This window comes from Cobetia sp. QF-1 (genome assembly GCF_002213105.1).
In the GTDB taxonomy this organism is placed as follows: Bacteria; Pseudomonadota; Gammaproteobacteria; order Pseudomonadales; family Halomonadaceae; genus Cobetia; species Cobetia crustatorum.
Window position 1 is genome coordinate 114,432 of the sequence record NZ_NBVS01000007.1, and the last position, 13,657, is coordinate 128,088.

Sequence of the window (13,657 nt, forward strand, 5' to 3'; positions counted from 1 at the left end):
GACCTATCTCTGCGGTGCAGCGGAAAGGGTCAGTTCGATCGCATCGTGTCGCCAGTGTTCGTCATCACAGTCCACGGCACGTCCATTCTGATCGAAATTGATGCGTGTCACCCGCTGCGCAGGACTGCCCTGCGCCGCATTCAGCGCCTCTGCTGCCTCGTTACCCAATACCGTAGAGGCCAACTCAAAACTCACTCGTGTCACGCGTATCGCGTATTCGTTGCGATAAAGATCCGTCAGCGAATGCACAGCAAGATCAAACTCGAGAATTCCCGGGAAACAATCACGGCGCAGATGGTGGCAGACGTGTAACACCCGCCGATCGTCGATCCGCCTTATCCGCGTAATGCGATAGACAGCACACCCTTCCTCGATACCTAACCGACGCGCGATCACCGTATCGGCTGGCACTTCCGCAGCCGTCAACAAGTCGGTCTGCGCCTTGCGCTGCTGGGACTCCACCATTTCCCTGAAAGGGAGACAGGCGAGTAGGTCATATCGCAGCCGAGACGGCGAGACGAACCATCCCCGGCGATTTTCGCGATAGATGCACCCTTCTGCCTCCAATTGCAGCAAGGCGTCACGCAGCGTGACGCGCGTGGTGCTGAAACGCACCATCATCTGGCGCTCTGACGGTAAGCGCTGACCGCCCATCAAATCCGTCTCTTCCAGATAGGACAGTAACTTGTGGCGCAAACCCGCCACGGGGATTGCCACGGTATCCACATGTTGGCTGATGGCGTCGGGAGAAGATAATGGCATGCGAGTTTCCTGAAAGAGCACATGAAAGTGGCCTGATGATTCATGGCGAGCAAATTGCATGACATTCATTGTTCAACAATGTCGTTGTCACACCTCTGGTCTAGTTTAGAGGTCACCCCTCTTAACCTCGCCGAGCTACATGTCATTCCAATGAAGTTTGAATGACAGCGAGACGACATGTGCGGCAATACCACCCAATGCTTGCATATCCGTCTGGTGCCGTGCCACGACATCGACACATTCACGACACGGAACTGTCACGACGAGTCGATAAAGTCGTTCCTGACCTTTACATCTGAACTAGACCAGAAAATGAATCACGTAACACTCTGTAAGTAGGCCCAACGTTTCACTCTGCTCGCTTGCGCCACTTTCCCCTTGCGCCGGTTGCTCATCCACATTCTGGAGAAATATCCTTGAAGTCGATCACCAACATCTCATCCCGTACTGCCGGCCTAGTGGCTTCCGCCTTCATGGCGGCCTTGCTGGGCAGTGCCACCGTCAATGCTGCAGACGTGCCTGATGCTGCTGCCGTAGAGGCGCTCGTGAAGTCTGCTCAGGCTGAAGGTCGCGTCGATAGCGTCGGCATGCCGGACAGCTGGGCCAACTGGAAAGACACCTGGGCCGATCTTGAGTCCAAGTATTCTCTCGCGCACAGCGACACCGACATGAGCTCTGCCGAGGAAGTTGCCAAGTTCAAGGCCGAAGGCGACAACGCCACAGCAGACATCGGTGACGTGGGCTTCGCCTTCGGCCCGATCGCTGTCAAGCAGGGCGTGACACAGGCCTACAAGCCGAGCACCTGGGATGAGATTCCTGACTGGGCCAAGGACAAGGATGGTGAGTGGATGCTGGGTTACACCGGCACCATCGCCTTCATGATCAACAAGACACTGGTCAATGAAGACCAACGCCCGACCTCCTTCGCCGACCTCGCCAAGGGTGATTACAACGTCTCCGTCGGTGCCGTAGGCAAGGCATCTCAGGCCAATAATGCCATCCTCGCTGCAGCCTTCGCCAATGGCGGCAAGGAATCCGACCTGACACCGGGCCTGGAAGTCTTCGCTGAGTTGGCCCGTCAGGGGCGCCTGTCCCTCGCCGAGCCGACCATCGCCAATCTGGAAAAAGGGGAAGTCGAAGTCGCGCTGCTGTGGGACTTCAATGCACTTAACTATCGTGATCAGATCGACCGCGACAATTTCGAGGTCGTGATCCCGTCTGATGCCTCCGTCACCTCTGGCTACGCGACCATCATCAACAAGCATGCGGCCCATCCAAATGCGGCGAAGCTTGCACGTGAGTACATCCTGTCAGATGCCGGCCAGCTGAATCTGGCCAAAGGCTACGCTCGTCCAATCCGCGCCGAACACCTGACCCTGCCGGAAGAAATCGCTGCCAAGCTGCTACCCAATGAGCAGTACGCCAATGCTCGCCCCGTACAGGACTTCGCCGGCTGGGAAGCCAGTGCCAGCCAGCTACCGCGCCAGTGGCAGTCTCAGGTGTTGATCCACCAGCAGTAAGACCGAGGCAGTCGGCGATCTTGCTGACCGGCTGCGCTTCATCTGACAGACGGCACCGCCTGCGCGGTGCCGTCTTGAGCTTTACGGAGTCACCATGTCCCAGCGTGTCATTCTTGTCGTGCTTGATGGCCTCAATCATGCCGTCGGCCATCATGCCATGGGCTACCTGAGCGCATTGGTAGAGGCTGGCAGCGGACAGTATCAGTCGCTGGACTGCGAGCTGCCCGCCATGTCGCGCCCGTTGTATGAATGTCTACTCACCGGTGAACTGCCCGTTGACTCGGGCATCGTCAACAATCAGGTGGTCCGCCGCTCACGTAGCATCAGTCTGTTCGATCTGGCCAGCTGTCAAGGGAGGCGTACCGCTGCCGCAGCCTATCACTGGGTCAGCGAGCTGTATGTCGCCGCGCCCTTCGAACGCAGCCGCCATCGCTGGCTCGACAACCCCGATACCGCCATTCAGGCAGGACTCTTCTACTGGCAGGATCATTATCCGGATGACCACGTGTTCAGCGATGCCGAAATGCTGCGTCTACGTCATGACCCGGATTTCCTGCTGGTGCATAGCATGAATATTGACGATGCCGGCCATCGCCATGGCGGCGATTCACCGCAGTATCGCAATGCCGCCCGCCATGCCGACGTCGCCCTTGCTGACTACTTGCCTGCATGGCTCGAAGCCGGGTATCAGGTCATCGTCACTGCGGATCACGGCATGAACGCCGACCGCTCGCATTCTGGCTTATTGGAAGAAGAGCGACGCGTACCGCTGTGGACGTTCGGTAGCGCCTTTGCCAGTGCACCGGCAATTGAGCTGCGCCAGCGAGAACTCTGCGGCACTGTGGCCACCCTGCTAGGTCTTGAACACGATAAGGCGCTCAATCACACGTTGCTTGCTGCACACGCTCAGCCGTCGGCAAAGGGAAGTGCAGCATGATGCCACCTCGCCTGAAACGATGGATCACCAGCCCTGTGATGTGGTTACTGCCCTTCGCTATCATCTTCGGCGCCTTTCAGATTGCTCCGTTGGTATGGGTGATGATCAGCGCATTCAAGACACCGGACGGTTGGGGGCTGGCACACTTTCATGAGATTGCGACCTCTGCCTTCTTCCGGCAGGCCATTGGCCGCAGCCTCGAGATTTCCTTCATGTCCAGTGTATTGGGGCTGGCGATAGCGGCAGTCACCTGCCATAGCATGCATCGCTGTGGCCCGCGTCTGACGCGGGCAATGATTGCCTTTACCAACATGACCAGCAATTTTGCCGGGGTACCGCTCGCGTTTGCCTTCATCATCCTGATGGGCGCCAACGGCATGCTGACACTGATGCTGGAGCGGATCGGCATCATCGATGACTTCAATCTTTACTCACGTACGGGCCTGATCGTCATCTATACCTGGTTCCAGATACCGCTGGGGATTCTGCTGCTCTATCCAGCCTTCGGCACACTGCAAAGTGAGTGGCGTGAAGCTGCCAGCCTGCTAGGGGCTGGACGTGTCGCCTACTGGAAGCATATTGGCCTGCCAGTCCTCTGGCCGTCATTGGCCGGCACTCTCACCGTACTGTTCGCCAATGCGATGGGGGCCTATGCCACCGTTTATGCACTGGTGAATACCAGCTACAACCTGATGACCATCCGCATTGCCAACCTGGTCTCCGGAGACCTGTTCCTGCAGCCGGAACTAGCCAGTGCCCTCGCACTTGTTCTGGTCGTGATTCTGGTCATCGTGACGCTTATCCAGCAATGGCTCATGCGGAGGAGCTACCATGTCACTTCCCGCTGAACTGCCTTACCGTCACGGTAAACCGTTCCTGCCAAGCCTGATGGCGCGTCTGCGCCTCCTCAATCCGTATACTCTGGTGGTAGGCAGTGTCTTCACATTGCTGGCCCTCCCTCTGGTCGCCACACTGTTCTATGCACTAGCGACACGCTGGGGCGCAAGCCTCACTCCGGACGGTCTGACCATCAAATGGTTTATTGAGTTATGGACGACGCCACGCTTTCTGGCGGCCTTTGGACGCTCGATTCTGATCGCGGTCAGTGCTCTTATCCTATCGCTCATCTTGATCGTACCCGTGGTGTTCCTCGCCCATACCCGCTACCCGCGGCTCGACAACCTGATGAACGGACTAATCCTGTTACCGTTTGCCGTACCGCCTATCGTCTCCTCCGTCGGCCTGCTGCAGCTATATGCCGGTGGCCCACTACCCATCGTCGGTACGCCGTGGATATTGATTCCGACCTACTTCACCATCGTGCTGCCCTTCATGTATCGCGCACTGGCCAATAGCCTGCGTGCGCTAGATGTGCCCTCACTGATGGAGGCTGCCCAGCTATTAGGCGCCAGTCCGCTCAAGGCATTCTTCCTTGTCGTACTTCCCAATATTCGGATCGGCATCCAGATTGCTGTCTTCCTTGCCTTCTCCTTCCTGGCGGGAGAGTTCGTGTTTGCCAACATGCTGGTCGGCACGCGCTTTGAGACATTGCAGGTCTATCTCAACAATATCCGCGGGGCTAGTGGGCACTTCACCAGCGCACTAGTGATCACCTTGTTCGTCTTCACTCTATTACTCACCTGGCTGGGCAACCGCCAACCAGCAACAGAAGGCCAGCCTGTGGATGAGGCCGACGACACCCTGTCAGGCACTGATCTCACAGCTCCCATACACAACGTCACACCTGATGCAGATTCCCGAGGGACCCGCTAATGCTTGCGACCGACACTTCGTCTTCCGCTCTCGCCATTCAACGAGATGATACCCAACGTGAAGGCGGCCTCTTGACCAGCGCCCTACGGGAACGTGCTGCCGATCAGCACTATTTGAAACTCAGTGGACTGGCCAAAAGCTTCGGATCCACTCGGGTGTTCTCCGAGATCGATGCTGACATTGCCCGAGGCGAATTCATCACCCTGCTCGGCCCGTCCGGGTGTGGAAAATCCACGTTGCTACGCGCCATTGCGGGACTCAACAACGTTGATGCGGGACAGATCATCGTCAATGGTCATGACATTACGCACCTGCCACCTCAGCGACGTGGCATCGGGATGGTCTTCCAGCACTATGCGCTGTTCCCCAATATGCGCGTGGTCGACAATGTGGCCTTTGGTCTGCGCATGAAAAAGGTGCAGCCTGAAGAGCGTGAGCGCCGAGTGAACGAAATATTGCGACTTGTCGAGCTGACCGATCACGCGCAACGCTTCCCTCATCAGCTCTCCGGTGGTCAGCGTCAACGAGTAGCGTTGGCACGCGCGTTGGTTGTAGAACCGCAGATCCTGCTGCTGGACGAGCCATTGTCCGCACTCGATGCACGTATTCGTCGCCATCTACGTGACCAGATTCGGGACATTCAGAAGAGTCTCGGGCTGACCACCCTGTTCGTGACCCACGATCAGGAAGAAGCCCTGCTACTGTCAGACCGCATCTTCCTGATGCATCAGGGCCGTATCCTACAACAGGGAAACGCCGAGGCGCTATATACCCGTCCCGTCGATGCCACCGCTGCCGGCTTCATGGGGCATTACAATCTGATTGGTCGTGAGCTAGCCCAGCCATTGTTGGGATATCTTAGTGATGGTCCACGTGTCGCGCTGCGTCCGGAAGCGCTCTACCTTCAGCCCGACTCCTCCCTCTACGGCCTGCAGGACAGCCAGGTGAATTTTCCGACCCAGGCACTACCCAGCAATTCTGGCCCCGCCTGCCCAGGCGTGATTCGCCGCCACCAACTGCTTGGCAATATCGTGCGCTACGAGGTGGACTGTCAGGGGCTGCGGCTCAATATTGATGTACTCAACCGCAGTTCCCGTCAGTTGCTGCCCACGCACTTGCGCGTTCAGGTCTATGCCGACTTGGATGAGGTGCAGGCATTAGCCGATATTCCTGCTGCATCGCCCACGGCCAAGCAGGCGTCATGATGAATACACTGCGTGAGACCACGACATCATTGCCGATGCCTCTGACGACGGGGCTGGCGATTTTCGATCTCGATGACACCCTGCTCGATGGCGATGCCACAGGGCTATGGACTGACTGGCAGATTCAACAAGGCTGGATCAAGGACGGTGATGAATACCGAGCCATCTGGACACGCCAGATGGAGGACTACATGGCTGGCAATCTCGATATGGAAGACCATCTTGAGCATCTACTGTCACCGCTGATCGGGCGTAACGTCGCTGCTGTCACTGCTGAGGTGGAATACTTCATTGAGGCTGAGCTGATACCACGCCTTTTCAGCGAAGGACTTGAACGTATCGCCTGGCATCAGGCTCAAGGCCATCAGGTAGTGATCATTTCAGCCTCGACTGCACAGCTGGTAGCACCGCTCGCCAAACGCCTCGGGGTTGATGCAGCACTGGCGACTGCACTCGAGATCGACAAGGATTGCTATACCGGCCAGGCGACGGGGATCCGCACCTTCCGCGACGGCAAGCTGGATGCGCTCAAGGCCTGGCAAGCTGAGCAACTACCAGCGCAGACAGACATGCGCATGCAACCGTGCTGGGGCTATTCCGACTCACGCAATGATCTGCCCTTGCTGGAGTTTGTCGATCATCCCTACGTCGTGCGCCCTGACCCTTGCCTGGCAGCCATCGCGCATGAGCGCGACTGGCAGACACTGCACTGGCAGTCACGCGCGAGATAGATTCACAAATCAAAGACTGGAAACAAGCGTCGCCACTCAATATCAGTCAGCCGGCATGAGTCGTTTCAGCCCTGACAGTATCTCTAAAAAGGCGACGCTTACGCCAAAAAAGGGCACTCTATGCCAAAGTGAAAAGGCAAAGGAAGCCGGACTATGGCAGAGGTCAAAGTCAGCCGCATCGCACGGGTACCGGACCCGTTACGTGTCAGGCGATATCAGAAGGCACCAGAAGTCGGGCCACGCGTACTATTCTTTAGTGGCGGCTCGGCGTTGACGGGCATTGCACGTACCTTGACGCGTTATACCTATCACAGCATTCATCTGGTCACCCCCTTCGATTCCGGTGGCAGTTCTGCCAAGTTACGTGACGCCTTCTCGATGCCGGCCATCGGTGATCTGCGCTCACGCCTGATGGCGCTGGCCGATGATAGCGTACTGGGCCATCCCGAGATCTATCGGCTGTTTACGCATCGCCTCCCCAGTGAAGCAAGGCAGGAAATGCTACATGCCACCCTGCGCGAACTGGCCGCGGGACGTCATCCACTAAGCCTGGCCGTGGCGGAGCCCATGCGCACCCTCATCTGTCATCAACTAGGCTTTCTCATCGAGGCCATGCCTGCCGATTTCGATCTGCGCGGCGCCAGTATCGGTAACTTGATCATTGCCGGTGGCTACTTGAATCATCATCAGCAGCTCGATCAGATCATCTTCCTGTTTTCCAAGCTAGTGCATGTGCGCGGTACGGTGCGTGCCATCGTCAATGCCGACTGTCATCTGGCCGCCACACTGGAAGATGGTGGCAAGATCGTGGGTCAACATCGCATCACCGGCAAGGAGGTCGCGCCACTGGAAAGCCCGATTGCCCATATCGGACTAGCGACGAAAACAAGTGGTGAAGACGATGAAAGCGATAGCTATCAGCCTGTGCGCCCTCAACTGCATGCAAATAATCGTCAGTTGATCGACTCTGCTGAACTGATCTGCTTCCCGCCAGGTAGCTTCTATTCCAGCGTGATTGCCAATCTGCTACCCAGCGGTGTGGGACGTGCGGTGTTCGCTAATCCGTGCCCCAAGGTCTATGTTCCCAACTGCTGCCCAGACCCCGAACAGACCGGCAGGACGCTGGATCAGTTAGTGGCCATTTTGCTCACTACGCTGTGTGCTGACCTCAACCTGATGTCCAACGACTGCCCAACGGAGGGCCTGCTCAACATCGTCCTCATCGATAGCCAGCGCGGCGATTATCCTGGTGGCGTCTCGGTGCCAGCACTGGAACGATTGGGGGTCACCGTGATCGATACCAAATTGATCACGGAAAACAGCGCGCCCTACTATGACAATGAATTACTGGTCACCGCACTGCTGTCGCTGGTGTAACGTGAGCATCAGCAATCGGGTTACCCGCGACCTGCTTCTCTGAGCAGCAAGGCTAGACACAACTCCGCCCCGAATACTTGAGTATTCGGGGCGGAGTTGTGTCGGAACGGGGACTCGCCACCGATTACATCATCCCGCGCACGACCCCGATCAAGATCATCCCCAGCACCAGTTTCCAAGGCGCTAGCGAGAAACGTGTCAGTGCGATGAAAGCTGCTAGCGCAATCACCACGTCCAGACGGTTCAGCACGCTGGTCGTCCACAAGGGATCATAAAGCGCCATCCCCAGCACCCCGACCACGGCCGCATTGGCACCTGCCAGTGCCGCTCTCGCGCCTGCGCGTGCACTCAGGCGTCCCCACAAGGGTGCGACGCCAATCAACAGCAAGATTCCCGGCAGGAAGAGGCTCACCAGAGCGAGAGTCGATCCCGCCACGACAGACCCACCCGTCACTTGCGCCATCCCGGCCCCCAGCCAAGCGGCGAAGGTAAATAACGGGCCTGGCACTGCTTGAGCCAACCCATAACCGGTCAGGAAGGTCTCTGCTGCGATACGGCCCGTCTCGACGGTGGAGGTTTCAAGCAGTGGCAACACTACATGCCCACCGCCGAACACCAAGGCACCAGCACGATAGAAGATATCGACCAGGCTACCGGAGGCCATCAATGGCAGGCCGGCCAGCAGGACGAAGAACGTGATCAGACATCCCCGTGCAAGCCCTCTCGATACCGGCAATATCAGCCCATCAGGTGCCTGCGCGTGAGAGGATGCGCGTGGAGAACTCCCTCCGTTTGATTCGCGGCACACCACCATGCCCAGCAATGCCCCAAGCCCAATCACACCCACCTGCATCAGCGCCGTCTCGGTCACGGCGAGCCCCAGCATGGCCAGCAACGCCAGACAGATGCGGCGTAAATCCGGGCACAGTTTGATCGCCATGCCCCAGATCGCCTGCGCGACCACTGCAACGGCTACCAGCTTGAGACCGTGAATGACGCCCGAAGCGATCGCGCCCTCGAGACTGCCAGCCACCAGTACTAGCATGAGCAGAGCCAGGGCGGACGGCAACGTAAAGCCTATCCAGGCCAACAGCCCTCCCATCACTCCCCTCCCGCGCACCATGCCGAGCGCAAAGCCGACCTGACTGCTCGCCGGCCCCGGCAAAAACTGGCAGAGCGCCACTAGTTCGGCGTAGGCCTTGTCACTCACCCAGCCACGACGACGTACCAACTCATCATGGAAGTAACCAAGATGCGCAATGGGACCCCCAAAGCTGGTTAGGCCCAGCTTGAGGAAGGTCGCTAACACCTCGCGATGCCGCACGTTTTTCGGCACCTGCATGGTCTCGTCAGGGGCCGACTGCACGGTTGCATCGCTTGCGGGATCACTGAAGGGCATGGCATTTCTCTTGAACAAAGATAAAGATGCGACGACGAATGTCATCGTGACAGCAAGGACTCGATCACTGTCATGCCAGCTTACGCCACGAAAATGACGATTAGCGAAGAGGCCTAGCGCAAGAGACTGACGCTATGGACTGGCACATACAACAACACTCACATCGATAATACATGAGGCCAGAAAGACCTCATCACCTTGCGGGGTGAGAGGTATCCACGTGATCTATTGGTGCTCTGTGCTCTCTTGCGTATCGCTTGGCAGCCCCAATGCCAATAAAGCACTTGCCAACACCAGCCCCGCTGACCACCACAGACAGGCTTCAAGGCCATATGCCTGGTACAGCCAACCAGACAGCAAAGTGCCTAGCAAACGCCCCATCGCATTGGCCATGTAGTAGAAGCCGACATCCATCGAAACGCCGTCGTTACGTGCAAAGTGTACGATTAGATAGCTGTGCCAACTGGAGTTGATGGCGAATACGACGCCGAACGCCATCAGTCCGACAATCAGCCAATCAAGCGGCTGAAGCCCCCCCAAGCGTGAAGTGATCGCACCGCCTTCCAGTGACAGGCAGGCCATCAATGCAGGCAGGAGTGCCAGCCCTGCCGCCAACATGACCGTGATATGACGAATACTATTGTCGCCTACCAAGCGTCGCGAGAGCGGGCCGGTGATACGAGGGGCCTGGGTCTGTACTCCGCCGTATCCGATCACCCAGGCAGCCATCAATACGCCGACCGTCCAGAAATGCCAGCCGTGCACCTCCGCCAGGTACACCGGAAGTGCCACGACGAACCACACATCACGTGCCGCGAACAGGCACAAGCGAGCAGCCGACAGCACATTCACCGCCCGTGATGTCGAGAACATCTCACGGAAGGCTGGCTTGCGCTTGCCTGTGCTCTGACCCAGCGCCGCCGTCAGATGGCGCAGTGACAGCACCAATACCCCTGCCAGCATGACCCACATGGCCAGCACCGTGCCCTGGAAACCGACGACACTCAGCGCGGCTCCGCCGAGGAAGAAGCCCAGCCCCTTGAGCGCATTCTTGGAGCCAGTGAGCAAGGCGACCCAGCGATAGAGTGCTCCCTGGCGCTGCTCAATGGCCTCATCTTTCGGTACCAGTACCTTGATGGCACTCTTGGCGCTCATCTTGTTGAGGTCTTTTGCGATCCCCGACAATGCCTGCGCCATCATGACCCACATCACCGTGAGTGAAACCTCAGGTACCAGCAACATCCCCAGCGCGACAAGCTGCAACGCAAGCCCAGCGTTCATGGTGTGATTGAGCCCGAGGCGTGCCCCCAGCCAGCCGCCGACGAGGTTGGTGACCACTCCGAAGGCCTCATAGAACAGAAAGAGCATCGCGACTTCCAGCGCCGAATATCCCAGCGAGTGGAAATGCAGCACCACCAGCATGCGCAACGCGCCATCCGTCAGCGTGAAGGCCCAGTAATTTCCCGTCACCAGCAGGTACTGGCGCACCTCATGGGGCAGCTCTCGCAGGCGGGCAAGCATTTCAGCGCTCCTGTGAGGCGGCTTTGGTCAGATCGCCCAGGCCGACTTTCAAGGCCAGCTCCGCGGTGCGGTTGGCATAGCCCCACTCATTGTCATACCAGGCATACAGCTTGAGCTGAGTCCCCGCGACAACCATGGTCGAGAGCGCATCGATGATGCTGGAGCGCGAGTCGGTACGGTAATCGATCGATACTAGGGGGCGCGTCTCGAAGCCGAGCACGCCACGCAACTCACCTTCGGCCGCAGTCTTGAGGGCCTGATTGACCTCGTCTACCGTCACTTCTCGCTGAAGCTCGAACACCATGTCGGTGAGCGAGGCATTGGCCAGTGGTACGCGGATGGCGTGACCATTCAAACGGCCTTCAAGCTCCGGGAAGATGGCACTGATGGCCTTGGCAGAGCCGGTGGTGGTCGGAATCAGGCTCATGCCACAGGCACGGGCACGCCGCAGATCGTTATGAGGTGCATCGAGAATCGTCTGCGTATTGGTGATGTCGTGTACCGTCGTCATTGAACCGTGACGGATACCGAACTGTGCCTGAATGACCTTGATGACGGGCGCGAGGCAGTTGGTCGTGCAACTGGCGGCAGTGACGATACGATGCTCACCAGCCACATAGAGATGGTCATTAACACCCATGACGATGTTGAGCACGCCCTCTTCCTTCACCGGTGCAGAGACCACGACACGCCCGACGCCCTGTACAAGATAAGCATTCAGCAGTTCAGTGGTCTTTATCTTGCCGGACGCCTCGATCACCACATCGCATTTCGACCAGTCAGTTGCCGTTATCTCGCGCTGTGATGAGAAGGCAGTACGATCACCGTCGATCGTGATCGAGTCATCGTCACTGGCAATACCCGCCCCTGGTGACCACTGGCCATGCACGGAATCGAACTCCAGCAAGTGTGCAAAGGTCATCGCATTGCCCCCCGGATCATTGATGCGCACGATATCGAGCGACACTCTCTCTCTCAGCGTCCACAAGGCACGCAGCGCGAGGCGTCCAATACGGCCAAAGCCATTGATACCGATACGGAGCGGACGCATGCCCTCAGGCACATGAAGAGAGGCGGCGTAAGATGGTGCGGTATGTGCTGGACACATGGAGAGTTCCTCACTGACAGTTCAGAAAATAGGACTAGCGAAGCAAGATGACGGCAATGCAAGGGCGCAAAGGAAATGGAGATGGAGATGCTCAGCCGCGTTCAACAACAGCGTTCAGGCCGGTTGGGCATCCCGTCAAGCCATGTCGACCAGCGCGAGACCTCGACCTGCTGGGCCTGACAGGCCGTAGAAAGAATGTTCTCAAGCCATTGTGGCCGGTCGACAGGTAGACGGTAATACACCCATTGGCCACGCCGTTCGCTACTCAACAAGCCACATTCACGTAATTGCGCCAGATGCCGCGAGACCTTGGGCTGTGAGATTGCGGCCAGCGAGGCGCCCGTTGACTGGACATCCAGCTCGCGCTGTTCCAACACCCATATCAACTCGCAAACACAGAGCTCACCGCCTTGTGACAGCAATTGCATCAGCGTCAAACGGGTATCGTCGGCGAGACACTTGAATACCTTCAGCGGTGTGAGTGATGCGTCAGGCTGAGAGCGAGCATCCGAATCACTTGTTTGTGCAGCGCTACTTAGCGTCATTGGAGACCTCTCACTGTGTCATCCATCCATGGCTGATATCGCTTGAACTCGGCAACAACAGACGTAGCCTGTGATGCAAACCCCTATCGACATATGAAATATCATATATACGTTTTACCGTATATCAAATGACACTTATGCGTCAGTCTAGTGACACTGTCACGCGAACCCTCTTCCATAGTGATTCAAGGGTGGTGGATTACTGTTGCCTGAATGGCACGCAAATGTTTCCTGCCTCGAGGAGAAACGCGCTTGCGAACCAAAGTCTTACGGCGTTAGTGTGTGCCTATAAAGTGCAGGCAGCACTCCACTGAATCACGCATCCTTGTGATGCACAGGAGATATGAATGGCTAATTTCACTCAGGTTATCGACAGCAATTACACCCAGGAAGTCACCGAGAGCGCACAGCCGGTGCTGGTGAAGTTCTGGGCGCCGTGGTGCGGCCCGTGCAAGATGCTTGACCCGATTGTCGAGTCCATCGCCGAAGAGCAAGGTGACGCGCTCAAGGTCGTCGCCATCAACGTCGATGATGCACCGGATCTCGCCGCACAGAACGGTGTGCGTGGCCTACCTACCATCGCGCTGTTCAAGGCGGGTGAAAAAATCGAAGCCCTGACAGGCGTTCAGCCGAAAGAAAACTTCGACGCCATGATCGCGCGTCACGCTTGATCCTTTAGAAAACGCCCGAACGAAAGACGCCCTTCGCTGACTGCAAGGGCGTTTTTTGTGTCGCGCGATCTGGAAGAAAACCTAATATATTGATTCAAATGGCATTTT

At 57.5% G+C, this 13,657-nt stretch carries 13 protein-coding genes; 8 read left to right on the forward strand and 5 right to left on the reverse strand.

Annotated elements, in window-relative coordinates; genetic code table 11:
- Nucleotides 1-3: 3 nt before the first annotated feature.
- A complete protein-coding gene (locus tag CFN46_RS13380; RefSeq protein ID WP_088743816.1) occupies nucleotides 4-762 on the reverse strand; it encodes a UTRA domain-containing protein in 759 nt (252 codons plus the stop codon).
- A 416-nt stretch (nucleotides 763-1,178) separates the two neighbouring features.
- On the opposite strand from CFN46_RS13380, the gene CFN46_RS13385 reads away from it, so the two are divergent.
- The 7 genes from CFN46_RS13385 (at nucleotide 1,179) to CFN46_RS13415 (ending at nucleotide 8,305) form a co-directional block, all read left to right on the forward strand.
- Complete coding sequence (locus tag CFN46_RS13385; protein WP_254918490.1) at nucleotides 1,179-2,282, forward strand: ABC transporter substrate-binding protein; 1,104 nt, start codon at nucleotides 1,179-1,181, stop codon at nucleotides 2,280-2,282.
- 94 nt (nucleotides 2,283-2,376) lie between these two features.
- Nucleotides 2,377-3,219 carry an alkaline phosphatase family protein gene (locus CFN46_RS13390; protein WP_088743763.1) on the forward strand — a complete coding sequence of 281 codons (843 nt, stop codon included), beginning with the start codon at nucleotides 2,377-2,379 and terminating at the stop codon, nucleotides 3,217-3,219.
- The gene (locus tag CFN46_RS13395; RefSeq protein ID WP_246116481.1) at nucleotides 3,216-4,067 is read left to right on the forward strand and encodes an ABC transporter permease subunit; all 852 of its coding nucleotides are present in this window, start codon (nucleotides 3,216-3,218) and stop codon (nucleotides 4,065-4,067) included. The genes CFN46_RS13390 and CFN46_RS13395 overlap by 4 nt, the downstream gene beginning before the upstream one ends.
- A complete protein-coding gene (locus CFN46_RS13400) occupies nucleotides 4,051-4,992 on the forward strand; it encodes an ABC transporter permease (RefSeq protein ID WP_217897825.1) in 942 nt (313 codons plus the stop codon). Before CFN46_RS13395 ends, CFN46_RS13400 begins: the two co-directional genes overlap by 17 nt.
- Entirely contained in the window at nucleotides 4,992-6,197 is a 1,206-nt protein-coding gene (locus CFN46_RS13405; protein WP_024952591.1) for an ABC transporter ATP-binding protein, read from the forward strand. The genes CFN46_RS13400 and CFN46_RS13405 overlap by 1 nt, the downstream gene beginning before the upstream one ends.
- Nucleotides 6,194-6,928 (forward strand): HAD family phosphatase, encoded by a 735-nt coding sequence (locus CFN46_RS13410; RefSeq protein ID WP_088743764.1) that lies wholly within the window; start codon nucleotides 6,194-6,196, stop codon nucleotides 6,926-6,928. Before CFN46_RS13405 ends, CFN46_RS13410 begins: the two co-directional genes overlap by 4 nt.
- Nucleotides 6,929-7,081: 153 nt before the next feature.
- Nucleotides 7,082-8,305: a GAK system CofD-like protein gene (locus tag CFN46_RS13415; protein ID WP_088743765.1), complete on the forward strand. Its 1,224-nt coding sequence runs from the start codon at nucleotides 7,082-7,084 to the stop codon at nucleotides 8,303-8,305.
- 124 nt (nucleotides 8,306-8,429) lie between these two features.
- Here CFN46_RS13415 and chrA read toward each other — a convergent pair whose 3' ends face one another.
- The 4 genes from chrA to CFN46_RS13435 form a co-directional block, all read right to left on the reverse strand.
- On the reverse strand, nucleotides 8,430-9,704 hold the full coding sequence (gene chrA, locus CFN46_RS13420; RefSeq protein ID WP_339378990.1) for a chromate efflux transporter: 1,275 nt from the start codon (nucleotides 9,702-9,704) through the stop codon (nucleotides 8,430-8,432).
- A 225-nt stretch (nucleotides 9,705-9,929) separates the two neighbouring features.
- Complete coding sequence (arsJ, locus tag CFN46_RS13425; protein WP_088743766.1) at nucleotides 9,930-11,225, reverse strand: organoarsenical effux MFS transporter ArsJ; 1,296 nt, start codon at nucleotides 11,223-11,225, stop codon at nucleotides 9,930-9,932.
- A gap of 1 nt (nucleotide 11,226) precedes the next feature.
- On the reverse strand, nucleotides 11,227-12,276 hold the full coding sequence (locus CFN46_RS13430) for an ArsJ-associated glyceraldehyde-3-phosphate dehydrogenase (RefSeq protein WP_088743821.1): 1,050 nt from the start codon (nucleotides 12,274-12,276) through the stop codon (nucleotides 11,227-11,229).
- 158 nt (nucleotides 12,277-12,434) lie between these two features.
- Nucleotides 12,435-12,878, reverse strand: a complete 444-nt coding sequence (locus CFN46_RS13435; protein WP_088743767.1) for an ArsR family transcriptional regulator — start codon at nucleotides 12,876-12,878, stop codon at nucleotides 12,435-12,437.
- A gap of 347 nt (nucleotides 12,879-13,225) precedes the next feature.
- On the opposite strand from CFN46_RS13435, the gene trxA reads away from it, so the two are divergent.
- Nucleotides 13,226-13,549, forward strand: a complete 324-nt coding sequence (trxA, locus tag CFN46_RS13440) for a thioredoxin (RefSeq protein ID WP_024952584.1) — start codon at nucleotides 13,226-13,228, stop codon at nucleotides 13,547-13,549.
- Nucleotides 13,550-13,657: the final 108 nt, after the last annotated feature.

Excerpts from the sequence above, each read along its gene's own strand:
- CFN46_RS13380 (WP_088743816.1), bottom strand. The coding sequence starts at position 762 with ATGCCATTATCTTCTCCCGACGCCATCAGCCAACATGTGGATACCGTG.
- CFN46_RS13390 (WP_088743763.1), top strand. The coding sequence starts at position 2,377 with ATGTCCCAGCGTGTCATTCTTGTCGTGCTTGATGGCCTCAATCATGCC.
- CFN46_RS13395 (WP_246116481.1), top strand. The coding sequence starts at position 3,216 with ATGATGCCACCTCGCCTGAAACGATGGATCACCAGCCCTGTGATGTGG.
- CFN46_RS13400 (WP_217897825.1), top strand. The coding sequence starts at position 4,051 with ATGTCACTTCCCGCTGAACTGCCTTACCGTCACGGTAAACCGTTCCTG.
- CFN46_RS13405 (WP_024952591.1), top strand. The coding sequence starts at position 4,992 with ATGCTTGCGACCGACACTTCGTCTTCCGCTCTCGCCATTCAACGAGAT.
- CFN46_RS13410 (WP_088743764.1), top strand. The coding sequence starts at position 6,194 with ATGATGAATACACTGCGTGAGACCACGACATCATTGCCGATGCCTCTG.
- CFN46_RS13415 (WP_088743765.1), top strand. The coding sequence starts at position 7,082 with ATGGCAGAGGTCAAAGTCAGCCGCATCGCACGGGTACCGGACCCGTTA.
- chrA (WP_339378990.1), bottom strand. The coding sequence starts at position 9,704 with ATGCCCTTCAGTGATCCCGCAAGCGATGCAACCGTGCAGTCGGCCCCT.
- arsJ (WP_088743766.1), bottom strand. The coding sequence starts at position 11,225 with ATGCTTGCCCGCCTGCGAGAGCTGCCCCATGAGGTGCGCCAGTACCTG.
- CFN46_RS13430 (WP_088743821.1), bottom strand. The coding sequence starts at position 12,276 with ATGCGTCCGCTCCGTATCGGTATCAATGGCTTTGGCCGTATTGGACGC.
- CFN46_RS13435 (WP_088743767.1), bottom strand. The coding sequence starts at position 12,878 with ATGACGCTAAGTAGCGCTGCACAAACAAGTGATTCGGATGCTCGCTCT.
- trxA (WP_024952584.1), top strand. The coding sequence starts at position 13,226 with ATGGCTAATTTCACTCAGGTTATCGACAGCAATTACACCCAGGAAGTC.